Annotated in this window: 29 protein-coding genes and 1 tRNA gene; 15 read left to right on the top strand and 15 right to left on the bottom strand. The window is 63.9% G+C overall.

The genetic code is table 11. The annotated features are described in order from the left end of the window. Positions 1-84 precede the first annotated feature (84 nt). Complete coding sequence (locus BJG93_RS06655) at positions 85-2,895, top strand: YadA-like family protein (protein WP_082194630.1); 2,811 nt, start codon at positions 85-87, stop codon at positions 2,893-2,895. A gap of 147 nt (positions 2,896-3,042) precedes the next feature. Here BJG93_RS06655 and BJG93_RS06650 read toward each other — a convergent pair whose 3' ends face one another. The 5 genes from BJG93_RS06650 to BJG93_RS06630 all read right to left on the bottom strand — a co-directional run bounded on the left by BJG93_RS06650 (position 3,043) and on the right by BJG93_RS06630 (position 8,080). Continuing rightward, the gene (locus tag BJG93_RS06650) at positions 3,043-3,969 is read right to left on the bottom strand and encodes a CysB family HTH-type transcriptional regulator (protein ID WP_027197533.1); all 927 of its coding nucleotides are present in this window, start codon (positions 3,967-3,969) and stop codon (positions 3,043-3,045) included. After that, a complete protein-coding gene (locus tag BJG93_RS06645) occupies positions 3,966-5,030 on the bottom strand; it encodes a sulfate/molybdate ABC transporter ATP-binding protein (RefSeq protein ID WP_027197532.1) in 1,065 nt (354 codons plus the stop codon). Before BJG93_RS06645 ends, BJG93_RS06650 begins: the two co-directional genes overlap by 4 nt. Beyond that, on the bottom strand, positions 5,031-6,035 hold the full coding sequence (cysW, locus tag BJG93_RS06640) for a sulfate ABC transporter permease subunit CysW (RefSeq protein WP_027197531.1): 1,005 nt from the start codon (positions 6,033-6,035) through the stop codon (positions 5,031-5,033). Continuing rightward, entirely contained in the window at positions 6,032-6,928 is an 897-nt protein-coding gene (cysT, locus tag BJG93_RS06635) for a sulfate ABC transporter permease subunit CysT (RefSeq protein ID WP_027197530.1), read from the bottom strand. The genes cysW and cysT overlap by 4 nt, the downstream gene beginning before the upstream one ends. Before the next feature lie 105 nt (positions 6,929-7,033). Continuing rightward, positions 7,034-8,080: a sulfate ABC transporter substrate-binding protein gene (locus BJG93_RS06630; protein WP_027197529.1), complete on the bottom strand. Its 1,047-nt coding sequence runs from the start codon at positions 8,078-8,080 to the stop codon at positions 7,034-7,036. A 311-nt stretch (positions 8,081-8,391) separates the two neighbouring features. Between BJG93_RS06630 and lexA the strand changes: the two genes are divergently transcribed. From lexA to BJG93_RS06615, 3 genes are all read left to right on the top strand, one after another. Then, positions 8,392-9,042 (top strand): transcriptional repressor LexA, encoded by a 651-nt coding sequence (gene lexA / locus BJG93_RS06625; protein ID WP_027197528.1) that lies wholly within the window; start codon positions 8,392-8,394, stop codon positions 9,040-9,042. 78 nt (positions 9,043-9,120) lie between these two features. Next, positions 9,121-9,465, top strand: a complete 345-nt coding sequence (locus BJG93_RS06620) for a hypothetical protein (RefSeq protein ID WP_027197527.1) — start codon at positions 9,121-9,123, stop codon at positions 9,463-9,465. Between the two features lie 119 nt (positions 9,466-9,584). Beyond that, positions 9,585-10,202, top strand: coding sequence for a DUF2939 domain-containing protein (locus tag BJG93_RS06615; protein ID WP_027197526.1), 618 nt, complete (start codon positions 9,585-9,587; stop codon positions 10,200-10,202). 118 nt (positions 10,203-10,320) lie between these two features. Here the strand turns inward: BJG93_RS06615 and BJG93_RS06610 are convergent, their stop codons facing one another. After that, positions 10,321-10,788 (bottom strand): universal stress protein, encoded by a 468-nt coding sequence (locus BJG93_RS06610; protein ID WP_027197525.1) that lies wholly within the window; start codon positions 10,786-10,788, stop codon positions 10,321-10,323. A 338-nt stretch (positions 10,789-11,126) separates the two neighbouring features. Here BJG93_RS06610 and nodI point away from each other — a divergent pair, with 338 nt between their 5' ends. Together nodI and BJG93_RS06600 are read left to right on the top strand one after the other, a co-directional pair. Next, positions 11,127-12,041, top strand: a complete 915-nt coding sequence (gene nodI, locus BJG93_RS06605) for a nodulation factor ABC transporter ATP-binding protein NodI (protein ID WP_027197524.1) — start codon at positions 11,127-11,129, stop codon at positions 12,039-12,041. A 19-nt stretch (positions 12,042-12,060) separates the two neighbouring features. Beyond that, positions 12,061-12,888 carry an ABC transporter permease gene (locus BJG93_RS06600; RefSeq protein ID WP_027197523.1) on the top strand — a complete coding sequence of 276 codons (828 nt, stop codon included), beginning with the start codon at positions 12,061-12,063 and terminating at the stop codon, positions 12,886-12,888. A gap of 17 nt (positions 12,889-12,905) precedes the next feature. Here BJG93_RS06600 and BJG93_RS06595 read toward each other — a convergent pair whose 3' ends face one another. Continuing rightward, a complete protein-coding gene (locus BJG93_RS06595; RefSeq protein WP_027197522.1) occupies positions 12,906-13,328 on the bottom strand; it encodes a hypothetical protein in 423 nt (140 codons plus the stop codon). Between the two features lie 505 nt (positions 13,329-13,833). Here BJG93_RS06595 and BJG93_RS06590 point away from each other — a divergent pair. Next, complete coding sequence (locus BJG93_RS06590; RefSeq protein WP_027197521.1) at positions 13,834-15,255, top strand: M20 family metallopeptidase; 1,422 nt, start codon at positions 13,834-13,836, stop codon at positions 15,253-15,255. Positions 15,256-15,350: 95 nt separating this feature from the next. Here BJG93_RS06590 and BJG93_RS06585 read toward each other — a convergent pair whose 3' ends face one another. Further along, positions 15,351-16,403 (bottom strand): NADP(H)-dependent aldo-keto reductase, encoded by a 1,053-nt coding sequence (locus BJG93_RS06585; RefSeq protein WP_027197520.1) that lies wholly within the window; start codon positions 16,401-16,403, stop codon positions 15,351-15,353. 169 nt (positions 16,404-16,572) lie between these two features. On the opposite strand from BJG93_RS06585, the gene BJG93_RS06580 reads away from it, so the two are divergent. The 6 genes from BJG93_RS06580 to BJG93_RS06555 all read left to right on the top strand — a co-directional run bounded on the left by BJG93_RS06580 (position 16,573) and on the right by BJG93_RS06555 (position 20,282). Next, positions 16,573-16,800: a DUF3820 family protein gene (locus BJG93_RS06580; RefSeq protein ID WP_027197519.1), complete on the top strand. Its 228-nt coding sequence runs from the start codon at positions 16,573-16,575 to the stop codon at positions 16,798-16,800. Between the two features lie 250 nt (positions 16,801-17,050). Next, positions 17,051-17,296, top strand: a complete 246-nt coding sequence (locus BJG93_RS06575) for a hypothetical protein (RefSeq protein WP_027197518.1) — start codon at positions 17,051-17,053, stop codon at positions 17,294-17,296. A 544-nt stretch (positions 17,297-17,840) separates the two neighbouring features. Further along, positions 17,841-18,200 (top strand): hypothetical protein, encoded by a 360-nt coding sequence (locus BJG93_RS06570; RefSeq protein ID WP_407675297.1) that lies wholly within the window; start codon positions 17,841-17,843, stop codon positions 18,198-18,200. 166 nt (positions 18,201-18,366) lie between these two features. Next, the gene (gene dusA / locus BJG93_RS06565; RefSeq protein ID WP_231337440.1) at positions 18,367-19,317 is read left to right on the top strand and encodes a tRNA dihydrouridine(20/20a) synthase DusA; all 951 of its coding nucleotides are present in this window, start codon (positions 18,367-18,369) and stop codon (positions 19,315-19,317) included. A gap of 89 nt (positions 19,318-19,406) precedes the next feature. Next, positions 19,407-19,482 (top strand) — tRNA-His (locus tag BJG93_RS06560). A 530-nt stretch (positions 19,483-20,012) separates the two neighbouring features. After that, positions 20,013-20,282 (top strand): hypothetical protein, encoded by a 270-nt coding sequence (locus BJG93_RS06555; RefSeq protein ID WP_027197514.1) that lies wholly within the window; start codon positions 20,013-20,015, stop codon positions 20,280-20,282. A gap of 218 nt (positions 20,283-20,500) precedes the next feature. On the opposite strand, the gene BJG93_RS06550 is transcribed toward BJG93_RS06555, so the two are convergent. After that, a complete protein-coding gene (locus tag BJG93_RS06550; RefSeq protein WP_027197513.1) occupies positions 20,501-20,743 on the bottom strand; it encodes a DUF6566 family protein in 243 nt (80 codons plus the stop codon). A 145-nt stretch (positions 20,744-20,888) separates the two neighbouring features. Then, a complete protein-coding gene (locus BJG93_RS06545) occupies positions 20,889-21,086 on the bottom strand; it encodes a hypothetical protein (RefSeq protein WP_027197512.1) in 198 nt (65 codons plus the stop codon). Positions 21,087-21,340: 254 nt separating this feature from the next. Here BJG93_RS06545 and BJG93_RS06540 point away from each other — a divergent pair, with 254 nt between their 5' ends. After that, positions 21,341-21,592, top strand: coding sequence for a hypothetical protein (locus tag BJG93_RS06540; protein WP_027197511.1), 252 nt, complete (start codon positions 21,341-21,343; stop codon positions 21,590-21,592). 35 nt (positions 21,593-21,627) lie between these two features. On the opposite strand, the gene BJG93_RS06535 is transcribed toward BJG93_RS06540, so the two are convergent. The 4 genes from BJG93_RS06535 to ssuD form a co-directional block, all read right to left on the bottom strand. Next, complete coding sequence (locus BJG93_RS06535; protein WP_008922916.1) at positions 21,628-21,843, bottom strand: TOBE domain-containing protein; 216 nt, start codon at positions 21,841-21,843, stop codon at positions 21,628-21,630. A 59-nt stretch (positions 21,844-21,902) separates the two neighbouring features. Next, on the bottom strand, positions 21,903-22,799 hold the full coding sequence (locus BJG93_RS06530) for an ATP-binding cassette domain-containing protein (protein ID WP_027197510.1): 897 nt from the start codon (positions 22,797-22,799) through the stop codon (positions 21,903-21,905). Next, positions 22,796-23,644: an aliphatic sulfonate ABC transporter permease SsuC gene (gene ssuC / locus BJG93_RS06525; protein WP_027197509.1), complete on the bottom strand. Its 849-nt coding sequence runs from the start codon at positions 23,642-23,644 to the stop codon at positions 22,796-22,798. The genes BJG93_RS06530 and ssuC overlap by 4 nt, the downstream gene beginning before the upstream one ends. A gap of 70 nt (positions 23,645-23,714) precedes the next feature. After that, on the bottom strand, positions 23,715-24,875 hold the full coding sequence (gene ssuD / locus BJG93_RS06520) for an FMNH2-dependent alkanesulfonate monooxygenase (RefSeq protein WP_027197508.1): 1,161 nt from the start codon (positions 24,873-24,875) through the stop codon (positions 23,715-23,717). 410 nt (positions 24,876-25,285) lie between these two features. Here ssuD and BJG93_RS06515 point away from each other — a divergent pair, with 410 nt between their 5' ends. After that, positions 25,286-25,711, top strand: coding sequence for a hypothetical protein (locus BJG93_RS06515; RefSeq protein WP_027197507.1), 426 nt, complete (start codon positions 25,286-25,288; stop codon positions 25,709-25,711). A 75-nt stretch (positions 25,712-25,786) separates the two neighbouring features. On the opposite strand, the gene BJG93_RS06510 is transcribed toward BJG93_RS06515, so the two are convergent. Next, positions 25,787-26,923 carry an enoyl-CoA hydratase/isomerase family protein gene (locus BJG93_RS06510; protein WP_027197506.1) on the bottom strand — a complete coding sequence of 379 codons (1,137 nt, stop codon included), beginning with the start codon at positions 26,921-26,923 and terminating at the stop codon, positions 25,787-25,789. Between the last annotated feature and the right edge of the window lie 6 nt (positions 26,924-26,929).

The raw sequence follows: 26,929 nt of genomic DNA, 5'->3' as shown, positions 1-26,929 counted from the left end.
TATTGAACAGCAAGAAATGGCAACGGCGATTTGGCATTAGTTCGCATAACTCAATTCTTTTCAAACTTTAAAAGGAATCATGCCATGAACAAGTCCTATGTCAGCATCTGGAGTGAAGCCCTTGGGTCGTGGGTGGCTGCATCCGAGCACACTGCGCGTCGCGGCAAGCGCAGCAAGTCACACTGCGTGATGGGTAGCATCGGCGTAGCCTTGGGTGTGATTGCCGGCTACAGTGGGAATGCTGCCGCTAATGTTACGAATCCTATTGGCGCCTATGGCAACATTGCTATTAACAATGCGACCACTACTACCGCCGCTGCTTCTGCCAGCACTGCTGCATCGATAGCGATTGGTGCTGGTGCAAACGCTAAAGGCGACGTTAATTATGACGGTAGCTCGGCCATCGCCATCGGCGATTCGGCGAAGGCGAACGGGGGTGGCGCGATTGCACTCGGCGAAATGGCCGTTGTCAACGGTGATCACTCGGCAGCTTTCGGCCCAGCTTCAACCGTGAGTGCCTCAAATTCTGTGGCGCTCGGTTTCGGAAGCACCGTCACCGCCACCAATAGCGTAGCTTTGGGCGTGAATTCGGTGGCCGACCGGGCGAATACGGTGTCGGTAGGCGCGACCACCGGCCAACGCCAGATTGTGAACCTGGCTGCAGGTACCCAAGGTACGGATGCTGTCAATCTGAGCCAGCTCGGAGGAGTGGTGAATGCGCTAGGCGGTGGGGCGGCGATCAAGTCGGATGGCACGATCAGCGCGCCGAGCTACAGCGTGGGCGGTACGACGGTCAACAACGTGGGTGACGCGGTTGCCAACATCGACGAAAACGTGCGCCGCAACGCCTCGAAGATGGACGACCTCAACGATGGCCTGGTGATGATCCACAACATCGCGCGCGACAACAGTAATGACATCGCGATCAACAAAGCCAACATCACGAACGTCACCAACAACCTGAACGACGGCACCATCGGTCTGGTGCAGCACGACGCAGCGACCCGGAACCTCACGGTGGCCAAGGATCTTGACGGCACGACGGTGGATTTCGGCGGCACCGATGGCGTGCGCACGCTGAACGGCGTGAAGGCTGGCGCGCTGGGCGACACCAGCACCGAAGCGGTGAACGGTTCGCAGCTGTACGCGACCAACCAGAACGTGATGACCAACACGGCCGACATTGCGGCCAATGCGACGAACGTCGCGACCAACAAGACGGCGATCACCAGCATCGACGGCCGCGTGACCGACGTGGAAGGCTCGGTCACGAACCTGACGCAACAACTGGACGGCGGCAGCGTCGGCCTGGTGCAGCAGGACGCGACCAGCAAGGCCATCACGGTGGCCAGGGGCCTGGACGGCACGACGGTGGACTTCGGTGGCACCGATGGCGTGCGCACGCTGAGCGGCGTGAAGGCTGGCGCGCTGGGCGACACGAGCACCGAAGCGGTGAACGGTTCGCAGCTGCACGCGACCAACCGGAACGTGACGACCAACACGGCCAGCATCGCGGACAACGCGACGAACGTCGCGACCAACAAGACGGCGATCACCAGCATCGAGGGCCGCGTGACCAACGTGGAAGGCTCGGTCACGAACCTGACGCAGCAACTGGACGGCGGCAGCGTCGGCCTGGTGCAGCAGGACGCGACCAGCAAGGCCATCACGGTGGCCAGGGGCCTGGACGGCACGACGGTGGACTTCGGTGGCACCGATGGCGCGCGCACGCTGAGCGGCGTGGCCGAAGGTGCGATTGCTGCGGGCAGCAAGGAAGCCGTCAATGGCAGCCAACTGCATGCGAACTCGGCGAGCGTCGCCGCGGGTCTGGGTGGCGGCTCGGCCGTGAACGCGGATGGCACGATCAGCGCACCGAGCTACAGCGTGGGTGGTACAACGGTGCATAGCGTAGGCGATGCCGTCACCAACCTCGATGACCGGGTGACGGAGAACACCACGGACATCACGAAGCTGCAGAACCAGGTGGGCGACGTCGGAACGCAACTGTCGGGCGCGGTGCAGTACGACCGTCACGCTGACGGCTCGGTGAACTTCGGTTCTGTGACGCTCGGCGGAAGCCTGAGCGCAGGCCCGGTGATCCTGAGCAATGTGGCGAACGGCACGAGCCAGTATGACGCGGTGAACTTCGGCCAGCTGTCGGCGTTGCAGGACCAGGTGACGGATCTCAACGGCCAGGTGACGGATCTCGGTTCCCAGGTGTCGAACATCCAGCCGGTCACCCCGGATGTTTCGTCGCCGGACCGCAACAATGACGCAGTGGCTAACGCGGCGATGCCGGGTACCGGTGCGGGCAGCACGGTGGTCGGGGCAAACGCCAGCGCCGCAGCGGGGAACGCGGTGGCAGTGGGTACCAACGCAGCGGCGACCGGCGTCAACTCGACGGCGATCGGCACCGGCTCGCAGGCTGGCAATGCGAACTCGGTCGCGTTGGGTCAGGGCTCGATGACGGATCGCGATAACTCGGTATCGGTGGGCTCAGCGGGTAATGAACGCCAGATCACCAACGTCGCGGCGGGTACGGCGGACACGGATGCAGTCAATGTTGGTCAGATGAACAGCTCGGTCGCACAGGGCCTTCAGCAGGCCAACAACTACACCGATCAGCGTATCAACGCAACCAACCAGGCAATCAACGACGTCGCGAAGAACGCCTATGCAGGTATCGCAGCAGCGATGGCAATGCCGAACATGACGCCTTCGGGCCCGGGCAAAACAATCGTCGCAGCGGGTGGAGCGACCTATAAGGGCGGCAGCGCCGCAGCAGTAGGAGCCACGTACCGCTCACGGAACAATAAGTGGCTCGTCAACGCTGCGATGTCGGTCACGTCGACGGGTGACGCTGGTGTACGTGCGCAGGTTGGCTACGAGTTCTAATAGCCATGTCACGTAAGCAGCAGAAGGTCCGTTAGTCCAATAGCTGTATAGCGGGTGTTTAGAGAGAGTCTTGCCGGGCACGGCAAGACTCTATTTTTTTGCGCCCACCGTGCGGGTGCAAGTCTCACCCCTAAGCTGTTCGCGACGCTAGGCCGCCTCGCGCAACTGCGCCGCGATGTCCGCCTCGCTCAACTGCGGCGCGAACATCTCGATCAGCCGATAGGCGTACGCGCGCAGGAATGCCCCCTTGCGCAGCCCGACGCGGGTCGTGCTCGCCTCGAACAGATGCTGCGTGTCCAGCGCGACGAGTTCCGTGTCGCGCTTGGGGTCGTAGGCCATCGCAGCGACCACGCCGATACCCATGCCAAGTTCCACGTAGGTCTTGATCACGTCGGCGTCGATCGCGGTCAGCACGACGTCGGGCAATGCGCCCGCTTTGGCGAACGCCTGGTCGATATGCGAGCGGCCCGTGAAGTCCTGGTCATAGGTGACGATCGGATAGTCGGCGATTTCGTCGAGCGTCAGATTCACGCGGCCCACGAGCGGGTGATCCTTCGGCACCACCACGACGTGATGCCACGAATAGCACGGGAACGTGACGATGTCGGGAAAACGGTCGAGCGCTTCGGTCGAAATGCCGATATCCGCTTCGCCGTTGATGATCATCTGCGCGATCTGCTGCGGGCTGCCCTGGCGCAGCGCCAGATGCACTTTCGGGAACACCTTCGTGAATTGCCGGACCACCTTAGGCAGCGCGTAGCGCGCCTGCGTGTGGGTGGTCGCGACGACGAGATGACCGCTGTCCTGATCGGCGTACTGACGCGCGACACGGCGCAGATTCTCCGCATCGAGCAGCATCCGCTCGATCAGCTGATGCACCGCCTTGCCCGGCTCGGTGAGCCCCGTCAGACGCTTGCCGCGGCGGATGAAAATGTCGACCCCGAGTTCGTCCTCGAGGTCCTTGATCTGCTTCGATACGCCCGACTGCGACGTGTACAGCACGTTCGCCACTTCGGTCAGATTCATGTTCTGACGCACGGCCTCGCGCACGAAGCGCAACTGCTGGAAATTCATCGATTTGTCTCCGGAAAAACGCGTAACGCGCGCGGCACTGCCGTCACGCCGTCGCCTATTGTCAGTTGCAGATCACGCCACGTTTCGCGATCGAGTTCGGCTTCGAGCAGATTGCCCTCGCGGCCCGCGAGTTCGACACGCACCGAGCCGCCAAGCGTCACCACGCGCCGCACGTCGACGACGATGCCGTCGCGATGCCCAGCCGCCTGCGGATACAACCGCAGATCGTGCGGCCGCACATAGGCAAACGCAGGACCGCTGAAACCAGCCGCAATGGCGACCGGCAGCGCGGCGCCGTCGACGACGAAGCCTTGCGCATCGACGCTGCCGTGCAGACGGTTCGCCGCGCCGAGAAACTCGTAGACGAACGGCGTCTGCGGATGGTCGTACACGTCCTGGGGGCTGCCCACCTGCTCGACATGCCCGCGATTGAGCACGACGATGCGATCGGCCACCTCGAGCGCTTCTTCCTGATCGTGCGTGACGAAGATCGTCGAGATATGCAGATCGTCGTGCAAGCGACGCAGCCAGCTGCGCAGTTCCTTGCGCACCTTCGCGTCGAGCGCGCCGAACGGCTCGTCGAGCAGCAGCACCTTCGGCTCCACCGCCAACGCACGCGCGAGCGCGATGCGCTGCCGCTGACCGCCGGACAGCTCCGACGGATAGCGTTGCGCGAGCCAATCGAGTTGCACGAGTTTCAGCAACTCGTGCACCTTCTCGCGAATCACCTTCTCCGACGGACGTTCCTTGCGCGGCTTCACGCGCAGGCCGAATGCGACGTTCTCGAACACTGTCATGTGACGGAACAGCGCGTAATGCTGGAACACGAAGCCTACCTCGCGCTCGCGTGCGCCGACCGCCGCGACGTCCTGGCCTTGCAGCTCGACCTGGCCGCCGTCCGCGTATTCGAGGCCGGCGATCACGCGCAGCAAGGTCGTCTTGCCGCAACCCGACGGCCCGAGCAGCGCGACCAGTTCGCCCGGCGGAAAGTCGAGCGACACGTTGTCGAGCGCGACGAAATCGCCGAAGCGCTTGTGCAGGTTACGAACGGTGATACCCATTTACAGCTCTCCTTGCTTGAGCGGATGTCGCGGCGACGCAGGCGTGGCGTTGATGAAAAACGAATCAGAAGCGGACTGCGCGCTGCCGGCCCGCACAGCACCGGACGGCGCCGGCCCCGCATACGCGGGCACCTCGCGCGCCGCCGACAGTTCCGCCGACATATGGCGCTCGGCCAGCAGCTTGAGCCCCAGCGTGACCAGCGCCAGCAGCGCGAGCAGCGAGGCCACGGCGAACGCGGCCGAGAAGTTGTATTCGTTGTAAAGGATTTCGACGTGCAGCGGCATCGTGTCGGTTTGCCCGCGAATATGGCCCGACACGACCGACACCGCGCCGAACTCGCCCATCGCGCGCGCATTGCAAAGAATCACGCCGTACAGTAGACCCCATTTGACGTTCGGCAGCGTGACGCGGCGAAACGTCTGCCAGCCCGATGCGCCGAGCACGTGGGCCGCTTCTTCCTCGTCGTTGCCTTGCGCCTGCATCAGCGGAATCAGCTCGCGCGCGACGAACGGGAACGTGACGAAGATCGTCGCGAGCACGATGCCCGGCACCGCGAAGATGATCTGCACGTTGTGATCCTCGAGCCATGGGCCGAACCAGCCCTGCGCGCCGAACATCAGCACGTAGATCAGGCCGGAGATCACGGGCGACACCGAAAACGGCAGATCGATCAGCGTGGTCAGCAGCGCCTTGCCGCGGAATTCGAACTTCGCGATACACCACGACGCCGCAAGGCCGAACACGAGGTTCAGCGGCACCGCGATCGCCGCGGTGGTCAGGGTCAACCTGATGGCCGATAGCGCATCCGGATCGACAAGCGATGCGAAGTAAAACCCCAGCCCCTTGTTCAGCGCCTGATAGAACACCGCGGCGAGCGGCACGAGCAGAAACAGCGCGAGAAACAGCAGCGCGAGGCCAATCAGCAGCCAGCGCACGACGGGCGGTTCGCTGACCGGATCGGGGCGACGCGCGGCGCTCGCCGGGTTCGCCGGAACGCGGCTCATTGCACACCCCCACCGATTGCGACGACGTTCGTGACCACCGGCGCGGCCCGCGCGTTGCCGCGGCTCGTGCGCCGCTGCAGATACCACTGCAGCGTGTTGATGAACAGCAGCATCAGGAACGACACGACCAGCATCACGACCGCGAGTGCCGTGGCGCCCGCATAGTCGTATTGCTCGAGCTTCGTGATGATCAGCAGCGACGTGATCTCCGACTTCATCGGCACGTTGCCGGCGATGAAGATCACCGAGCCGTATTCGCCGAGCGCGCGCGCGAAGGCGAGCGCGAAGCCGGTCAGGAGCGCCGGAAACACGGCCGGCAGCACGACGCGGCGAAACGTGAGCCAGCGCGACGCGCCGAGGCATGCGGCCGCCTCCTCCTGCTCGCGCTCGAACTCCTCGAGTACCGGCTGCACCGTACGCACGACGAACGGCAGGCCGATGAACGTCAGCGCGAGCAGCACGCCCGCCGGCGTGAACGCGATCTTGATACCGAGCGGCGCGAGGAACTGGCCGATCCAGCCGTTGCCCGCATACACGGCCGCGAGCGCTATGCCCGCGACCGAGGTGGGCAGCGCGAACGGCAGATCGACGACCGCATCGACGATGCGCTTGAACGGAAACGTATAGCGCACCAACACCCACGCGACGAGAAAGCCGAACACCGCGTTGATCAGCGCGCCGCCGAGCGCCGAGAAAAACGTCAGCCGATACGACGCGAGCACGCGTGGCGACGTGACCGCGCGCACGAACTGATCCCAGTCGAGCGTCGCGGTCTTCAGAAAGGTCGCCGCCAATGGAATCAGCACCACGAGGCTCAGATAAGCCACCGTGATGCCGAGTGTCAGGCCAAAACCGGGCAATGCGCTCGGCTTGCGGAAGGTCAACGTGGTCATGCTGGATACTCATTCATGGTTGATGCTCGCGCGGTCATTCGTTCGCCGAAGGCGCGCCGCTTGAGCGCGCCCTGTTGCCGCTGCCTATGATTCAGGCGGCGGTCGTTACTGCGGCTGATAAATCGAATCGAACACGCCGCCGTCCGCGAAATGGGTCTTCTGCGCACTGGCCCAGCCGCCGAACGAATCGTCGATGGTGTACAGCTTCAGCTTCGGAAACTTCGCGGTCAGATCGGCCGGTACCTTGTTCGAACGCGGCCGATAGAAATTGCGTGCGGCGATCTCCTGGCCCTGCTCGCTATACAGGAAGTTCAGGTACGCCTCGGCGAGCTTGCGCGTACCGTGCCTGTCGACGACCTTGTCGACCACCGCGACCGGCGGCTCGGCGAGGATACTCACCGACGGCACGACGATTTCGAACTTGTCCGGACCAAACTCCTTCAGCGACAGGAATGCCTCGTTTTCCCACGCGATCAGCACGTCGCCGATACCGCGCTGCACGAAGCTCGTGGTCGCGCCGCGCGCGCCGGAATCGAGCACCCCGGCGTTCTTGTACAGCTTGCCGACGAACTCCCTGGCCGTCTGCACGTTGCCGCCCGGCTGATGCTCGGCGTACGCCCATGCGGCCAGATAGTTCCAGCGCGCGCCGCCCGAGGTCTTCGGATTCGGCGTCACGATCGACACGCCCGGCTTCACCAGGTCGTCCCAATCCTTGATGTGCTTCGGGTTGCCCTTGCGCACGAGAAACACGATCGTCGAGGTGTACGGCGACGCGTTGTCCGGCAGACGCTTCTGCCAGTTCCTGTCGACGAGCCCCTTGTTCGCGAGCGCGTTGATGTCATAAGCGAGCGCGAGCGTGACGACGTCGGCCTGCAACCCATCGAGAACCGAGCGAGCCTGCGCGCCCGAGCCGCCGTGCGACTGCTTGAAGGTGACGGTTTCGCCGGTCCTCGCCTGCCATTGCTTGCCGAACGCCTGATTGATGTCCTGATACAGCTCCCGCGTCGGATCGTAGGACACGTTCAGCAGCGTGGTGTCGGCGTGCGCAACGCCGCTCGCGCCCAACATGCCCAGCGCGCCCGCCGCGGCGACGGCGAGAGCCGCGATCCGTTTTTTGGTTCGAGCCGCAAGCCCCGTGTGCCGATAGTTCATCTCAATTTTTCTCCGCGTGATGGTCCGCTGATGAGCGTCCGATGTTGTTCTGCGTCGCGGTCACGTGCACATGAGCGCTAACCCCGAGGCAGTCTATCGAAGGGCTTTCATCATTAAAAATAATGTTTCTTCATTTTTTAATGCTTAAAAGTGGTAACGGCAGATGCGACGGCTGCTGACGCGCCAAAAACGACGCGCTGTCGCCGATAAGCGACGCCGCAGCGCGCCTCTTCCATCGAACCTAAAGTAAAGCTTGAAATGCGCCGAATACTGTATAAAAATACAGTCACCTGTTCATACATACAGTGGCCATGACAAAACTCACCGCACGACAGCAGCAGGTTTTCGATCTGATCCGCCGCGCGATCGAACGCACCGGCTTTCCGCCCACTCGCGCGGAAATCGCCGCCGAACTCGGTTTCAGTTCGGCCAATTCCGCGGAAGAGCATCTGCGCGCGCTGGCGCGCAAGGGCGTGATCGAACTCGCAGCCGGCGCGTCGCGCGGCATCCGTCTGCTGTCCGGGCAAGAGGACGCCCCACATCAGTTCACGCTCCCGCATGCGGGCCTGATGCAGTTGTCACTGCCGCTGATCGGTCGGGTCGCGGCGGGTAGTCCGATCCTCGCGCAGGAACATATCGCGCAGCACTACGCGTGCGACCCGGCGCTCTTCTCGAGCAAGCCCGACTACCTGCTCAAAGTGCGCGGCCTGTCGATGCGCGACGCCGGCATTCTCGACGGCGACCTGCTCGCGGTGCAAAAGCGCAGCGAAGCGAAGGACGGCCAGATCATCATTGCGCGGCTTGGCGACGACGTGACGGTCAAGCGTCTGAAGCGCCGGCCGAACGGCATCGAGCTGATCGCCGAAAACCCCGATTACGACAACATCTTCGTGGCAACCGGCAGCGCCGATTTTGCGCTGGAAGGGATTGCGGTCGGGCTCATCCGCCCCGGCGAATTCTGATCTTTCACTGTCGCCGGAACGCTTGCGCCGGTTTGTCCAACTCAAGCCGCATTTACGCCGTATCGCCTGGAGAGACTCATGGAACGCCTTGCCCGCCTGCTGCCTTTTCGCCAGTTCGGCCGTTTGCGCCATCTGCGCAAGCTCACGCCCTGCGCGCTGATCGAGGCGCCCGCAACGCGCACGCCGTCGCTGTTCGACGTGCCTGCCGCAGCTTCCGCTCTGCCGTCGTCGTTGCCGGCGTTCGCTCGCGTGTCGCTGAATTCAGCGCTGAACATCGCCGAGCCTGCGCGTCGCGCACCGGTGCGGGTCTACCATGGACCGTCGCGACTGATCATGGTCGGCACGGTCGACGCCGTATGCCGTATGATCGATCGTTGCATAGCCGACGAAGCCAACGTGCACGGCGCGGTGTTCGAAGCCTGAGCGAATCCTGAGCACGCATGCAATACGCACTTCGGATGTTCAGCGTTTCGCGTGGGATGGGATCGTTTCGACCTCGCCGTGGTCGACGTTAGATCATCACTGACGTGGAGTCCCATTCGATGCGAATTCCGAAACGTATACAAGGCAGCGCCACCCGGCCGCTGCTGATCACGCTGATCGTGGTGATCGTGGTTGCCGCGCTGGGGTTTATTTATGCGTCACCGTATATCGCGGTGAACAATCTCAAACGCGCAGCAGACGCGCGAGACGCGCAAACCGTCAATCAGTACGTGGACTTTCCCGCGCTGCGCGATAGCCTGAAACAACAGGTCGGCGCCATGCTGACACGACGGCTCGAAGCGGACGCCGGCAACAAGATGGCCACGATCGGCGCGGTGATCGGCGTGACGTTGATCGGCCCGCTCGTCGATGCCTATGCGACACCCGACGGCGTCGCGGCGCTGCTGAACGGCATGCCCCCACGCGGTATGCCGGGTGAACAACCGTCCGCGCCACCAGCGGCGGGCGGCGAAGCGCCGGCCGCACCAGCCGCGGGCGACACCGCCAATCAGGCAAGCTCGCCGCCACCCGGGCGTCAAAGCACGGCCGGCTATCGCAGTCTCAACGAATTCGTCGTCACGTACCGACGTGGCGAAGGCAATGCGAACTATTCGGCAATCTTCCGTCGCGAAGGTCTCGTCACGTGGAAGCTCGCCGCGATCAATCTGAACGAGTGAGATCGAAGCCTGGCCGGAAGGAATGCGTGGCTGGCCATCCGAGGCCAGCCACATGACAGCTTTGTTCACATCTTGGCTACATGAGAGGGCACACCGCTTCGCGCCCTCGGCTAGCGTGTTACGCCGCAGCCGCCTGCTGCTGCTCCTGCACGGACGAGCACGCCACCAGAATGCTGCACGACACCCTGTCGAGCAGCGGCGTGTTGCCCGCTCCCATCCACCAACGCGACAAACCGGTGCGGCAGCGATGGCCGACCACCACGAGATCGACCTGCAACTCGTTGGCAAGATTGGCGATCTCGTCGATCGGATGACCGAACGCGAAATGCCCTTGCGCGCTCACGCCGCGCTCGGTCAGCCAGTTCACGCCTTCCTGCAGAATCTCCCGGGCCGTTTTTTCGAAACTGCCGCACGCTACGTCCGTCAACAAGCCCGCGCTTTGCGCAATGCTCGAACGCATGTCGACGACCGATAACAGATGCGTTTCCGCCTTCAGGTCCAACGCCAGATCGGCACCGCAACGCAGGGCTTTGCGGCCTTCGCGCGAGCCGTCATAGCACAACAGGATTTTCCGGTAGCTCGCCATCAGTTTTCTCCATTCGCGCGGAAGGCGCGGTCTGAATCAATCATGGTGCGCCGCAATTCGGCTTGCAAGGGATGGAAAACGCTAAGTGCATAGTCGGTGCACGCAGGTCCCGTCCGCACAAGCGTCGGGCGATCCGAAGCGGCGTTTACGCGCGGATGCCGCAATGCAAAACGGTACACCACCACGCAACGCGCGCATTACGCGTTCCCGGAGGCTCGCTCGCATCGGCGATGCCCATACCCTAGAATAAACGGCTTCGCGTGCGCAGTCGGTGCATCGCAGGTATGTTGTGTGTCTCGCGCGTACGCTGCGTCTTCTTCAGGAGCTTCGCTCGCCTCATGGCTGCCGCCCCCATCGAATTCCATCAGGTCAGGAAAAGCTACGGCGAAAAAACAGTCGTCGACGGATTGTCGTTTCATGTCAACACCGGCGAATGCTTCGGGTTGCTCGGCCCCAACGGCGCCGGCAAGACCACGACACTGCGCATGCTGCTCGGCATCGCGGCGCCCGACGTCGGCGCGATCCGCCTCTGCGGCGAGCCGATCCCGGGCCGCGCACGCCTCGCGCGCTCGCGCGTCGGCGTGGTGCCGCAGTTCGACAACCTCGATCCCGACTTCACGGTGCGCGAAAATCTGCTCGTGTTCGGCCGCTACTTCGGTCTCACTGCCGCGCAATGTCGCGCGGCAGTGCCCGGTCTGCTCGAATTCGCACGCCTCGAGAACAAGGCCGACGCGCGCGTGAGCGAACTATCGGGCGGCATGAAACGGCGCCTCACGCTCGCGCGTGCGATGGTCAACGATCCCGACGTGCTGATCATGGACGAGCCGACCACCGGTCTCGATCCGCAAGCGCGCCATCTGATCTGGGAGCGGCTACGCTCGCTGCTCGCGCGCGGCAAGACCATCCTGCTGACCACCCACTTCATGGAAGAAGCCGAACGGCTTTGTCATCGACTATGCGTGATCGAGGAAGGACGCAAGATCGCCGAGGGCGCGCCGCGCGAGCTGATCGAGTCGGAGATCGGCTGCGACGTGATCGAGATCTACGGTGCCGATCCGCTTGCGCTGCGCGACGAACTGGCGCCGCTCGCCGAGCGCACCGAGATCAGCGGCGAGACACTGTTCTGTTATGTGAACGACGCGCAGCCCATGCATATGCGGCTCAAGCAGCGGGCTGACTTGCGTTATCTGCATCGTCCGGCGAATCTCGAGGACGTATTTTTGCGGCTCACAGGACGCGAGATGCAGGACTGATTACGCAACGAGACAACTCATGGACGCACGCACTTACGAAACCCACGACGGCACGCCATCGGCACAGGAGCCCTTCGGCGCCTTCCCCGCCAACGCCACGAACTGGATCGCGGTCTGGCGCCGCAACTATCTGGTGTGGAAGAAGCTCGCGATCGCGTCGATGTTCGGCAACCTCGCCGATCCGATGATCTATCTGTTCGGTCTCGGCCTCGGGCTCGGGCTGATGGTCGGCCACGTCGACGGCGTGTCGTATATCTCGTTCCTCGCGGCGGGCACGGTGGCGTCCAGCGTGATGATGTCGGCGAGCTTCGAGTCGATGTATTCGGGCTTTTCGCGCATGCACGTGCAACGCACATGGGAAGCGATCATGCATACGCCGCTCACGCTCGGCGATATCGTGCTCGGCGAAGTGGTGTGGGCCGCGAGCAAATCAGTGTTGTCGGGTGCGGCGATCATGCTGGTGGCAGGCGCGCTCGGCTATGCGAACTTTCCGTCGATGCTGCTCGCGTTGCCGATCATCGTGCTGGCCGGACTCGCGTTCGCGAGCCTCGCGATGATCGTGACGGCGCTCGCGCCGTCCTACGACTTTTTCATGTTCTATCAGACGCTCGTGCTCACACCGATGCTGCTGCTCTCCGGGGTGTTCTTTCCGATCTCGCAACTGCCCGCCGCCGCACAAGCCGTGACCGCAGCGCTGCCGCTCGCCAATGCGGTCGACCTGATGCGCCCGGCGATGCTCGGCCGGCCGATCGAGCACGCCACGCTGCATGTGAGCGTGCTGGCTGCTTATGCGATCGGCGGCTTTATCGCGTCGGCGATTCTGTTTCGGCGCCGGATGATGAAGTAATAGCCCCCACGCGCCGGTCAGTCCTCGTCATCGGTCCACGGAATCTCGACGTCGGAGATGAACGCGACCGTCGCGAACGGCCCGCCCTCGTGACGCCCGATCTTGCCGTCGGCGCGCTGCCATTCGACCCGGAACACAGTGGCCGGATCATCCGCGATCAGCCGCACCGTGCGCAATTCGTCGGGATCGGCATCCTCGACTGGGCCATCGAGCGAGATCAGCAGCGCCTGCGGCCATAGACCATCGGCGGGATCGTAGATCTTGTCGCCGTCGTGAATCAGCGTGAAGGCTTCCACGCCGATGGTCGCCGACGCATCGACGATCATCTTGGCGAGTGCACGCAACAGCGCGGTCGCTCTCGCCGAGTTTGCCTGACGGATCGCGAGATCGCCACGCGTGAGCGCCTGCTCGAGTTTCGGATTGGTTTTCTGTTGCGCCATGGATGTGTTGGTCCTATCGCTCTGTTGTGGGCGACGCGCCATTGGGTCGACGCGCCGCGCTTCTTTTTGGGTCCACCGGTTGCCGCTCGTGTGCATTGCAGCATCCCGGCCGGGCGGCATGTCAGCGGTTCGACAGTCATTGTTCTGCGGTTTTGCCTGATCGCTGCGCGCACCATCAGGGTCGTTTTCTTATGGCCGTCCTTGCCGTCCACCACAGTTTAGGTCGTGATTCGGATTCCGGGAGAACATTTGCCGCTCGGTGCGTTGCATATGGCGCATTTCGTGCATCGGCTCACGGGCGCCGACGGCGCACGCTTGCCGCACGACGCTTTGCTTTTCCGGCAATGCACGCTTCGAAACATGATCATTGTGACAAAAAGGGCGCACTTCTAGAATCGGTCGCAATGACATCGCAGACGATTCCCCCGAACGCCACGCCGCGCGTCGAGCAGGCGAGTCTCGCGGTCATGTGCCCGACTCACCCACCCGTATTGGAGACATCAACATGAGCCGCAACCGGGCCATCGAGCTTGCCACCCGGCACTTCGAATCCGGCGCTTTTCTCGCCGATCTGAACCGCCGCGTCGGCTTTCGCACCGAAAGTCAGGAACCCGATCGCGGCGCGCTGCTGCTGTCCTATCTGACCGACGAAATCGCGCCCGAAGCAGAGCGCCTCGGCTTCGGCACGCGCATCGTCGATAACCCGGTCGAAGGCTTCGGCCCATTCCTGTTCGCCAACCGTCACGAAGGTGACAATCTACCGACCGTCCTGATCTACGGCCACGGCGACGTCGTGCGCGGCTACGACAGCCAGTGGCGCGCGCCGCTGACGCCGTGGGCCGTGACCGTCGAAGGCGAGCGCTGGTTCGGCCGCGGCACCGCCGACAATAAAGGCCAGCACTCGATCAACCTCGCCGCGCTCGCCAGCACGCTCGCCGCGCGCGACGGCAAGCTCGGCTTCAACACGAAGCTGCTGATCGAAATGGGCGAGGAAACCGGCTCGCCGGGACTCGACGCGATCTGCCATGCACATCGCGACGAACTCCGTGCCGACGTGCTGATTGCCTCCGACGGTCCGCGTCTCGCCGCGCGTCGTCCGACCGTGTTTCTCGGCTCGCGCGGCGCGGTCAATTTCAGACTGTCGCTGAACTTGCGCGACGGCGCGCATCACTCGGGCAACTGGGGCGGCCTGCTGCGCAATCCGGCGACGGTGCTCGCCAATGCGCTCGCGAGTCTCGTCGATGCGCGCGGGGTCATCGGGGTCGAGGGTCTGCGTCCGCCGCCGATCCCGGAGGCCGTGCGCGATGCGCTTGCCGACATCGCGGTGGGCGGCGGTCCGGGCGACCCCACCGTCGACGACAACTGGGGCGAGCCCGGTCTTTCCGCGCCCGAGCGCGTATTCGGCTGGAACAGCTTCGAAGTGCTGGCTTTCAAGGCGGGCAATCCGGAGAACCCGGTCAACGCGATTCCGCCGTCGGCGTTCGCAGTCTGCCAGTTGCGCTTCGTGATCGGCACCGATTGGGAAAACCTTGGCGAGCATCTGCGGGCCCATCTCGACGCGCACGGTTTTCAGCTGGTCGAGATCGACGTCGAACGTGGCGCGCCAGCCACGCGGCTCAATCCCGACGATCCGTGGGTCTTGTGGGCGACCGCGTCGCTCGAAGCAACCACCGGCAAAAAGACCGCGCTGCTGCCGAATCTCGGCGGCACGCTGCCGAACGAAGTATTCGCCGACACGCTCGGTCTGCCGACGATCTGGGTGCCGCATTCGTATCCGGCCTGCTCGCAGCATGCGCCGAACGAGCATCTTCTGAGCCCGGTGGTGCGCGAGGGCCTGCAGATGATGGCGGGACTGTTCTGGGATCTCGGCGAGAATTCGCCGCTTGCGGCGAAGCGCGAGGTGGATACGGCAAAGGCCGCGGGTTGAGTTCGGCTGGCGCCGATTGATTCGACGCGCTTGCCGCAGCCGCACCGGCAATCGACCGGTGCCACCGCGGCAAGCACACCGCGATTACGTCGACGTCACGGTGCCGGATTCGGCTGCAGCTCGTGCAGCCTGTCGATTTCCGCGAGCACTTCCACCGACAGCTTCACGTCCGCGCTGGCGATATTTTCCTTCAACTGCTCGAGCGACGTCGCGCCGATCAGATTGCTGGTCACGAACGGCCGGCTATTGACGAACGCGAGCGCGAATTGCGCGGGCGACAGGCCGTGGCGCTTCGCGAGCTCGACGTACCGCGTGGTCGCCTGCACGGCTTGCGGCTTGCTGTAGCGCTGGAAGCGCTCGAACAGCGTGATGCGCGCGCCGGCCGGACGCGCGCCGCCTTCGTACTTGCCCGACAGCCAGCCGAACGCGAGCGGCGAATAGGCGAGCAAACCGATGTTGTCGCGATGCGCGTATTCGGACAGACCCACTTCGTACGTGCGGTTCAGCAGGCTGTACGGATTCTGAATGCTGACGATGCGCGGCAAGCCGAGCTTTTCGGCCGCGCGCAGAAACTGCGCGACGCCCCACGGCGTTTCGTTCGACACGCCGATATGGCGCACCTTGCCAGCCTTGACGAATTCGGCGAGCACCGTCATCGTTTCCTCGATCGGCACCGTGTACGCGTCGTCGACCCACGGATACGACGGGCGGCCGAACGTCATCGTGCTGCGATCCGGCCAGTGCAGCTGATACAGATCGATGTAGTCTGTTTGCAGGCGCTTGAGGCTGTCGTTGAGCGCCTCGGTCAGATTCTTGCGGTCGAACTGGTTGCCTTCGCCGCGGATATGACGCGGATTGTGCGGCTGACGCGCCGGGCCCGCGATCTTGGTGGCGAGCACGATCTTCTCGCGCGCGCTCTTGTGCTGCGCGAGCCACGTGCCGATGTAGCGCTCCGTCGAGCCTTGCGTTTCGGCGCGCGGCGGCACCGGATACATTTCGGCGGTGTCGATCAGGTTCACGCCGTGATCGAGTGCATAGTCGATCTGCGCGTGCGCTTGCTGCTCGGTGTTCTGCTCGCCCCACGTCATCGTGCCGAGACCAATCAGGCTAACGTGCACGTCGGAGTCGCCGAGTCTGCGGTATTCCATCTAACTTGTCCTGTTGAAGAGGTGAACGGAAACCGCAGACGTTACCACGCCGGCGCCATACCTGCAGCAACGCTAGAATGCGGGGCCCATGCGCTCTATCGCGCTGCCTGGCGATTCGCGCGGTACGTGCTTTCCGTACTGATGCGCGCTTCATCACGACTTCATTGCCATGAACCACGAACACCTCGAATTGCTGGTCACGCGCGTGATGCCCTACGGAAAATATAAAGGCCGCGTGATTGCCGATCTGCCCGGCCACTATCTGAACTGGTTCGCGAGCCAGGGCTTTCCTCCCGGTGAGATCGGCCGTCTGCTCGCGTTGATGCACGAGATCGATCACAACGGTTTGAAACCACTGCTCGACCCGCTGCGCAAATCGCAGCCTCGGCAGCATTGAGACCGTCGTCGTGAAAGCGTTGCGAAGCCGGCCGAAAGTCGCGCCGCAGGCAAGCTGCAAGCAATGTACGCGCGCACAAATTCGCGCAGGATTTTTCTTGCGCATCGCGTTCGCGTGGCCTTTAATCGGCATAGGTCGTCGCGCTATGAAACGTCGATGGTGAGCGGAGCAATCGTCGTTGGTTCGAACCGTTTCAAGCTGTTCTTGCGCCGTGCGATCCCCCGCCTTCGTGATCGCCTGCATGTCCATCATGTCCCATTTCAACCTGTTCGCGTTGCTCGAATTTATCGGCCACGATCTGTCGCCGGTGCGTGCGGTGATCCTGTTCTTCGTGATCGGCTACGTCGTGGTCGGACTGCCGGTGCACTTTCGCCAGGGTGCGGCCTCGCGCGACATCTGGGGCACGGCCGCCGGCGTGACGATGGCCGCGCTCTATGCGGCGTTCATCGCCGGGGTGTACCCATGGCTACATCACGTGTCGGTGGTCGCGCGTTGAGCGTCGGCCGCTGCGAGCTCCGGTCCGTGACCGTCCCGTAGCGATTCGAGCGATTCCCGTCGCGGCTGCCAGCGCCACATCGGCGTTCCAAACAGCGCTCGGCGCACCTGCGCTGAACTCGCGGTGCTCACACGCCGCGTCGGCTCGTGAAACGCGAGCAACGTTGGTCCCACACGCGCCCGCAATGCGCGAGCATGTGACGCCCGCTCGCGTCGAGATCGTCGACCAACTCCTAGTACGCGCGGTCATAGCGGCCCAGTTCGCCCAGGTCGTAGTCGAACGTCCGACGGAACCCGGCAGCCGTGCCCTTCCGTAGCGTTTTCGGACCGTTAACGAACTGTTACCGCAGCGCCGCCCGGTAATGCGCGTAAGGATTAATGGAAGGCTCGAGCATCGCGGCAATAGCTCGCGCAGTCCAGGCCCCGAGCAAGCACGGCCGCGCCGATGCCGGTAACGCTCGGACACAAATGCGGCTGAACTCCGTTGCGCCCGGTTTCTCTGAGCTTTATGCGAGGAGAAAATCGTGATCAGGCTCATTGCATCGATGACGCTGCTAGCGGCTGCCGCAGCGAGCATCACTGGATGCGTCGAGGCGCCGCCGGCGGGATACGGCTATTCGTATGCGCAGCCCTACTATCCCTACGCGTATGGACCGCCTTACTACGGACCGGCGTACGGCTCGGTTGGCATCTACGGGGGGTTCGGCGGCCCATGCTGCTATTACGGACATGGATACTGGCACGGGCGCGGCGGATGGCATGGCGGTGGCTGGCATGGCGGGCACGGCGGGAACGGTGGGTGGCACGGCGGGGAAGGCGGATGGCATGGCGGCGGCTATGGCGGCATGCACGGCGGCGGCAGTTCGTGGAGCAGTGGCGGCGGGACGGGCGGGCATGGACATTGAGGATTGACGAACCGGTGCCCGCCTCCGTCGCGAGAGTGGCACGGTTTCCGCGCGCTCGGCGCTTCTTGGCCTTGCGGTAAAATTGCTGTTTTGATCCGCGCCGTCTGGCAGTCCCATGTCTTTACCTCACACTCTGAGCCCTCGCCGCGTCTGCGTGGCACCGATGATGGACTGGACCGATCGGCATTGCCGCTCGTTGCATCGGATGATTTCGCGCCATACCTGGCTTTATACGGAGATGGTGACGACCGGTGCGCTGCTGCATGGCGACGTGCCGCGTCACCTGGCGTTCACGCCCCATGAAGCACCGGTCGCGCTGCAACTCGGCGGCAGCGAGCCCGACGATCTCGCGCGTGCGGCAAAGCTCGGCGAACAATGGGGCTATGACGAAATCAACCTGAATTGCGGCTGCCCGTCCGAGCGCGTCCAACGCGGTGCGTTCGGCGCGTGCCTGATGAACGAGCCGCAACTCGTCGCCGATTGCGTGAAGGCGATGCGCGACGTCGTATCGGTACCGGTTACGGTCAAGCACCGGATCGGCGTCGATACGGTCGAGGAATACGGCTTCGTCCGCGATTTCGTCGGCACGGTTGCGCAGGCGGGCTGCGAGGTCTTTATCGTTCATGCGCGCAACGCGATCCTGAAGGGCCTGAGTCCGAAGGAGAACCGGGAGATCCCGCCGCTCAAATACGACTTCGCATATCAGTTGAAGCGCGATTTTCCGCAGCTGGAGATCATCGTCAATGGCGGCATCAAGACGCTCGACGAAGTCGACACACATCTTCAGCACGTCGACGGGGTGATGCTCGGGCGCGAGGCCTATCACAACCCCTACGTACTCGCCGATGTCGACGCGCGTTTCTATGGGTCTGCGCAGACGCCGCTGACACGCGATCAGGTCGAAGCGAAACTGATCGAGTATTGCGCGACCGAAATGGCGCTCGGCACCTATCTCGGCGCGATCACGCGTCACGCGCTCGGCCTGTATCGCAGCGAAGCGGGTGCGCGTGGTTGGCGTCGAGTTTTGTCCGACAGCAAGCGGCTCGCGGCCCGAGATCTGAGCATCTTCGACGAAGCCAGACAACATCTGCGCGAGCCCGTCGGAATTTCTGAATAAAGGACTAGGCAAACGCGGATCCGGTCTCTATAATCTCGTTTCTTCGTCGGCGAGACAGCTTTTTACAGTGTGTCAAGCAGATGTTAGTGGTGGCTGTAGCTCAGTTGGTAGAGTCCAGGATTGTGATTCCTGTCGTCGTGGGTTCGAGTCCCATCAGCCACCCCAGAGAATTCAAGTACGTAGCCCAGCCATAGCCGCTGGGCTTTTTGCTTTCTGGGATTTATGTCAGTGCCGGCGCAAGCGCCGCCGCTCTCACAAGAGTGATGGAAACTGGCGAAACATTTCGACGTTCGCCACTTCGAATCCAGACGCCGACACACGGCGATTCACCTCACCCCACCCCACCATGCAGCCGCCCACGGCCGGGGGACGCAGCCCCACGCTCGAACGCAGTGCGCGCGCGACAAACGAAATAGTCGGGCCACCAGCACGTCAGGCCGGATACCGCGACGCGGCGCACTCTCCCAACTTCATTCAAAAAACCGCTTGGCCAACAGGGCACGATCCCCGCTGTGCCCTGTCGCGCATACGTCGCAACAATTGTTTCCCGATCGGGAATAGTAATTTCAGATTATCGGCACAAATTTTCGATAGTAGGGGTATACACTGCATTCCATCGACGTTGCAGACACCTGGTCCACTGGCTCCTGCAACATCTTCCTGAAACGCAGTCCAACCGTTATCGGAGTCCTACCATGAAGACCAAGTTCATCGCCGCCCTGCTGGTTGCCGCTTCTGCCTCGATCGCCGCTCCCGCCTTTGCAAGCGGCTACGGTCCCGCACCGTACTACCGTCCGTCGGTTGGCGCGCCGGCATCGCAACAAGGCCAGAATGCGCAGACCGTCGCTGCTGAACGCGCCAACGTGCAATCGAATGCATACGGTGGTGTGAATAGCGTGTCGACGCAATCGGGCACTCGCAGCGAATCGGCTTCGGGCCCGCAATCGGTGTATTTCGGCCACTAAGCCGCCAGCCGTACCGCTAGATCCGCTGCCTCCGAAGGCAGCGATCAAACTGGGCGCCGCGCATGCAGTATCGATGCCGGCGCCCAGTTGCGTTTACGTCGACTATTGCGTCTGGCACGCCGTGCGCGGCCAATGGTTTGCAACCCTTCTGCCACGCACATGCCGCGTCTTGCACAAGCCTCGCGGCATCCCTCCCGTCGTGCCGCGCCTACCCGCCTCTAACCCGCCAGCCCCGCATCGATCAACTCGCGCGCCGCGCGAAAACCCGCCTCCGCGGCCGCATGCTCGGTGGACCACAGGCTATCGATATGCACTAGCTGCCAGTCGACCACCGTCGAATCGTCGCGCAGCACCCGGAAGTGCGCCTTGACGCCGGTCAACACCTGTTCGACCGCCACCTCGATGTCGTAGTCGCCATAGCGCGCCTGGTAGTCGCCCATGTCGATGCCCTTCGGCTCCATGCTCGCCTCCGTGGTGACGCTGATCGCGGGTAAGCGAACACAGGCATCACGGGCGTCGCGATTGCCAACCACCTGCTCACGACTCACCCGCGACGCGCCGTCTCACTCTTCACACCAGCCTGCTGGCCGACCGCCGATCGGCGCATCAGTTGCAGTCGCCGGAAAGGTACTGCCGGCCGTTGCAGTTGATTTCGACCCCACCGCTGCCCGCTTCGGCAACGAGGTCGCATGCCAGCAACTCGGCCGCGACGGACTGCGCGACTTCGGGCGCCGTCTGTCCGACGCCGACTTCGTTCAGACGCCGCAACGCTTCGACCGCTTCGGGACTCAAGGACTTCGACATGGCCGTCTCCGTCGGATTGCTCAATTTATCGTAGCAAGTTTCATCGGCGGATGCAGGCGGGCGCGCCTCACAAGCCCACTGCCTGTAGCGCCGAATCTGGCAATTGGCGTCTGAAGGCGGCGCGGAGAAGTGAGAGCACGGGCAGAAGCACGATTCAGCGCGCCGGCAGCGGCCCCGGAACACGATCTGCTACGAGCAAATTGTGCACACAGCCGCGAGCCGACCGACGGCACGCGCGATTGACGGAGAACGACATGAAGCGACGGAAATGGGCCATGCAAACGGCCGCTGGCACCGCGCTGGCGGCGCTGATAGCGAGCGCCGTCGCGCAAACGGCGGCCAGCGCGCCACCGGACAGCCATGCGCCGATGGCCAAACAGCCCGAGGCGGCGTCAAGCGCCGGCGGTTCCAGCAATCCGGACAATATGCCAATCAAGCGGCCGGCCAAGCCGACCAACGACCGCATGTCGCACGAGCCGCCCGCGAGCGGCGCGAACGCGAAGTAACTCGCGTGCGCGCCGCTCACATCAGTTAAGCGTCGTCAAAGCCGCGCGATCGACACCTCCGTCGACTTCACGAGCGCGACCACCTCCGAGCCGACTTTCAGCTCGAGTTCGTCGACCGAGCGCGTCGTGATCACCGACGTGACGATGCCGAACGGCGTCTCCACGTCGACTTCGGACACCACCGAGCCGCGGATGATCTCCTTGACCTTTCCCTTGAATTGATTGCGCACGTTGATGGCGGAAATGCTCATGTCGATAACTCCATAGAAACGGTTGATAGCGGAACGGATGGATCGAATCGGTTGAAGACTCAGACGGCCCAGCGCACGTCGGTCGGCCGCGTAAGTCGGCCAGCTCCGGGCAGGCCGTCCGGGTCATAAGGCTCATACGCGCGATGCGCCCGCGTGTCGTCGTTCGGCGCGTTTCTCAGCACGCGTTGCAGCACATGATCTTCAAGCGCGGCGAATCCCGCCGACGCCCGCGCGCGCGGACGCGCGAGCGCGACCGGCTGATCGAGCGCGATGCGGCCCTCCTCGATCAGCAGGATCCGGTCACCCAGCGCGACGGCTTCGTGCACGTCGTGCGTGACGAGCAGCGCGGTGAAGCGATGCTCGCGCCACAGCCTCTCGATCAGCGCATGCATTTCGATGCACGTCAACGCATCGAGCGCGCCGAGCGGTTCGTCGAGCAACAGCAATTGCGGACGATGCACGAGCGCCCGCGCGAGCGCGACGCGCTGCCGCTGTCCACCCGATAGTTGCGCGGGCCAGTCGTTCGCGCGTTCGAGCAGGCCGACTTCGGCGAGCACCGCGCGGGCATCGTCGCGGGCGCCGCGCCCGAGGCCGAGCATCACGTTTTGCAGCACGTTTTTCCACGGCAGCAGACGCGCGTCCTGAAACATGATGCGGGTGTCGAGCGGACCGCCGTTGGTGGCGCGTTTTTCGAGCAGGCCCGAGCTGGCTTCTTCGAGACCCGCTACGAGCCGCAGCAAGGTCGACTTGCCGCAGCCGCTGCGGCCGACGATCGCGACGAAGCTGCCCCGCTCGATCGACAGATCGAAGCCCGAGAGCACCTCGCGCTCGCCATAGCGTTTGCCGATGCCGCGCAACCGCACGGCGTAGTCGGTGGCGGGGCGTGCGTCGAGTTCGGCCTCGCGATCGCTGCCCGCGATGACGCGGAATGTCGTCGACAGCGTCGTTGCGCTCATGCTTTCGCTCCTCGCTGATAGGCCGGATGCCAGCGCAGCGACACACGTTCGAGGCTCTTCGCGAGCATGTCCGCGAGTTTGCCGAGCACCGCGTACAGCAGAATGCCGACCACCACCACATCGGTTTGCAGGAATTCGCGCGCGTTCATCGTCATGTAGCCGATGCCCGATTGCGCGGAAATAGTCTCGGCGACGATCAGCGTGACCCACATCAGACCGAACGCGAAGCGCACGCCGACCAGAATCGACGGCAGCGCGCCCGGCAGAATCACATGTCGGTACAGTGCGAAGCCTTTGACGCCATAGCTGCGCGCCATCTCGACCAGGTTCGCATCGATCGAACGGATGCCGTGGAACGTGTTCACATAGATCGGGAAAAACACGCCCAGCGCGACGAGGAACATCTTCGCTTCTTCCTCGATGCCGAACCATAGGATCACGAGCGGAATCATCGCGAGCGCCGGGATGTTGCGAATCATCTGCACCGTCGAATCGAGCACGATTTCCGCGGGTTTGAAGAGACCCGTCGCGAGTCCGAGCACGAGACCGATGCCCCCGCCGATCGCAAAGCCCGACACCGCGCGCCATGTGCTGACCTTCACGTCGGCCCACATTTCGCCGGACTGAATGAGCGACCATGCGGCCTTCACGACCGCGAGCGGTTCGGGCAGCACGCGCGTCGACAGCGCGCCGCTGCGCGCGGCGATTTCCCACGCGAGCAGGATGGCGATCGGCGCCAGCCACGGCAGAAGGTGCGCGCCGAAGCGGCGCAGCGCGGCAGCGCGCGCCGCGGGCACGGGCTGTGGGGCTGCCCCCGTTCCCGTGCGAAAAGTAGTGTCACTCATGTTGGCTTTTCTCCATCCCATGCCTGTCGATCGTCGCGCGTGTGTCGCGCAACCCACGCTTCGTGTCCGCTCAGCTTGCGCTCGCCGCCTTCGGCAGATAGCTGGTTCCGACGATTTCGCCGAACGGCCCCGACAGCGGCCCATTGGCGAGCTTGGTCGATCGTTGCGGCAGCAGCGGGAAAACGAGTTCGGCGAAACGGTAGGATTCCTCCAAGTGGGGATAGCCCGACAGAATGAAGGTCTCGACGCCGAGCGCCGCATACTCTTTCATGCGCGCGGCTACCTGCTGCGGACTGCCGACCAGCGCGGTGCCCGCGCCGCCGCGCACGAGCCCTACGCCCGCCCACAGGTTCGGATAGACCTCGAGCTGCTCGCGCCCACCGCGCTTGCCGCCGTGCAGCGCGGCCATGCGGCGCTGCCCTTGCGAATCCATCTTCGCGAACGAGGCCTGCGCGCGCGCAACGGTCTCGTCGTCGAGCTTGCTGATCAGCTTGTCGGCCGCGGCCCACGCCTCTTCCTCGGTCTCACGCACGATCACGTGCAGACGGATGCCGAAGCGGATCTGCCGGCCGCGCGCCGCGGCGCGTGCGCGAATGTCGGCGATTTTCTGAGCGACTGCTTCAGGCGGCTCGCCCCACGTCAGATAGGTGTCGATGTGCTCGGCTGCGATATGGTGCGCGGCCGCCGACGAGCCGCCGAACCACAGCGGCGGATGCGGTTTCTGCACCGGCGGATACAGCGCCTTGCCGCCCTTCGATTGCAGATGCTCACCGTGGAAATCGATCGCTTGTTTGCGGTGCGACGCCGCGAGCAGCTTGCGCCAGATATGCAGGAATTCGTCGGTGATTTCGTAGCGCGTGTCGTGATCGACGAACACGCCGTCGCCGGCCAGCTCGGCCGCGTCGCCGCCGGTCACCACGTTGATCAACAGACGCCCGTTCGACAGCCGGTCGAACGTCGCCGCCATGCGCGCGGCGAGCCCCGGCGACGACAGCCCGGGGCGAATCGCGACGAGGAACTTCAGCCGCTGCGTCGCGGCAATCAGGCTCGACGCGACCACCCAGGCGTCCTCGCACGAGCGGCCGGTCGGCAGCAGCACGCCCTCGTAGCCGAGCGTATCGGCGGCGACGGCGATCTGCCGGAAGTAGTCGTAGTCGGCTGCGCGTGCGCCTTGGGACGTACCGAGATAGCGGCTGTCGCCGTGAGTCGGAATGAACCAGAACACATTCATGCGGTTGCTCCTGCCCGTTCTTGACGGAATGAAAACGGTGAGCGCGAGCGCCGGCCGCGCGGCATCGAGCCGGCAAAGACAAGGCGCTGCGACGTGTCAACGGATTGAAAAACGGACGATGGACTCAGACCACCAACGTGCGCATGATGCGCTCGATTTAACGGCTGACGGCGACACCCGCGCCGTTTGCATGAGGGAACAGTCTATGGAGCGGTCCACGGCTTTTGAACGATTTTTTCGAGCTTAGGATTTCCGCTTTCGTGATTAGCCCGGCGCTACCGCGTACGGTTGTTGCGCTTTATACACGCGGCCCCGGCCGGTCCTACCCCGGTCGATATAATGGCGCTCGTTTCCAATCACCCGGTACAGGTCTTACGATTCGCGACGCCTGTACGTTGCCGGTGCCATGCATGCAAAAAATTATTCTGCCGTTCATCGCCGGTTTTCTGGCTTCCCTGTTCTTTCGCGAATCGACGCTGGCGCTGATGCATGCCGCCGGCATGATCGATCCCAGCGGTTTTTCGACCGCGCCGTTTTTGCCGCTCGGCCTGCCTGAATTCATCGCGAACGCAATCTGGAGCGCGTGCTGGGCGGTGCTGATGGCCTGGCTCTTGCGCGTCGCGCCGCAACGGCACGCGCCGTGGGTACCGGCGTTCGTGTTCGGCGGCATCGTGCTGACGGCGGCGAGCGTGTTCGTCGTCGACCCGCTGCGCGGCATCTGGCCGAGCGGCAACATGCTGCCGCGCCTCGCGGTCGGCTTCGCGGCGAATGCGATGTGGGGCTGGGGCGCACTCGTGTTCATGCGCGCGTTCATGGCGAGCGAGGCAGAGGAGTAAGCGTATCGCGCGTGAATTCGCGCAACGGGTTGATTCGCGCCGGCGGGATCGCGAGGCCGCGCGTTCAGCGCGCGTTCACCCCCGTAGAGCGCCCAGCGGATGCTCACTTGCCGGCCACGGGCTCTCGAACATCTTCTCCACGTACGCGCGATCGATGTCCTCGATGCGCGCGAAGCGCCAGCGCGGCGCATTGTCCTTGTCGATGATGCGCGCGCGTATGCCTTCCACCGTATCGCCGAGCAGGAAGCTCGAGCGCGTCAGATCGAGATCGACGCGCAGCACCTCGGCCATCGACCCTTCCGCGCGCGTGACCACTTCGAGCGAGATCGCCATCGACAGCGGCGAGCGCTCGCGCAGCACCGCGATCGTCTGCTCGGCCCACTCCGCCGCGTCGCCGCCGCGCTCGCGTTCCTGTTCGAGCGACGCGAGTATTCGAGCGACGTCGGGCAGCGCGAAATGCCGGTCGATCAAGATCCGCGCCTTCGCAAGCGCGCTCTGCCCGGGCTGCGGCGCGACCTGATGCGCGCGCGTCTCGCGCTCGACGCACGCAACCACATCCGCGCTGCGCTCGAACCGTTCGCAGCGCAACGTATCGATGAGCGCGGGCAACGCCGCGTCGTCGATGTAGGCATCGGCGAGGCCCGCGTACAGTGCGTCGGCCGCGCCGATCGTCTCGCCCGTCACCGCCAGATAGCGGCCGATCGCGCCGGGCGTGCGCGCGAGAAACCAGCTTGCGCCGACGTCGGGAAACAGGCCGATGCGCGTTTCGGGCATCGCCATCTTCGTCGATTCCGTGACGACGCGCAGGCCGCCGGTGCGATGCGCGCCCTGCGAGATGCCCATGCCGCCGCCCATCACAATGCCGTTCATCAAAGCGATATACGGTTTCGGGTACACGAAGATCGCGTGATTGAGGCGATATTCCTCGCTGAAAAACGTGTCGCGCGCCTGCTGGTCGCCGCGTTGCGCCGCCTCGTACATGATGCGGATGTCGCCGCCCGCGCAGAACGCGCGCGCGTGCTGGCTGCGCACGACGACGGCGAGCACCTCGGGGTCTTCGCGCCACTGGTCGAGCGCCCCGTGGATCGCGCGGATCATGCCGGTCGATAGCGCGTTCAGCGCTTTGGGGCGCTCCAGTTCGATGAAACCGATACGGTTGGCTACGTGGGTGGCGATTTCGTCGCTGACGGCGGGTGAGGCGGACGTGGACATGGGGAC

Origin of the sequence: Paraburkholderia sprentiae WSM5005, from assembly GCF_001865575.2 — a bacterium.
Taxonomy (GTDB): Bacteria; Pseudomonadota; Gammaproteobacteria; order Burkholderiales; family Burkholderiaceae; genus Paraburkholderia; species Paraburkholderia sprentiae.
The sequence above is the reverse complement of the archived record's forward strand: the minus strand, read 5'-3'. Positions and strand labels throughout refer to the sequence as shown.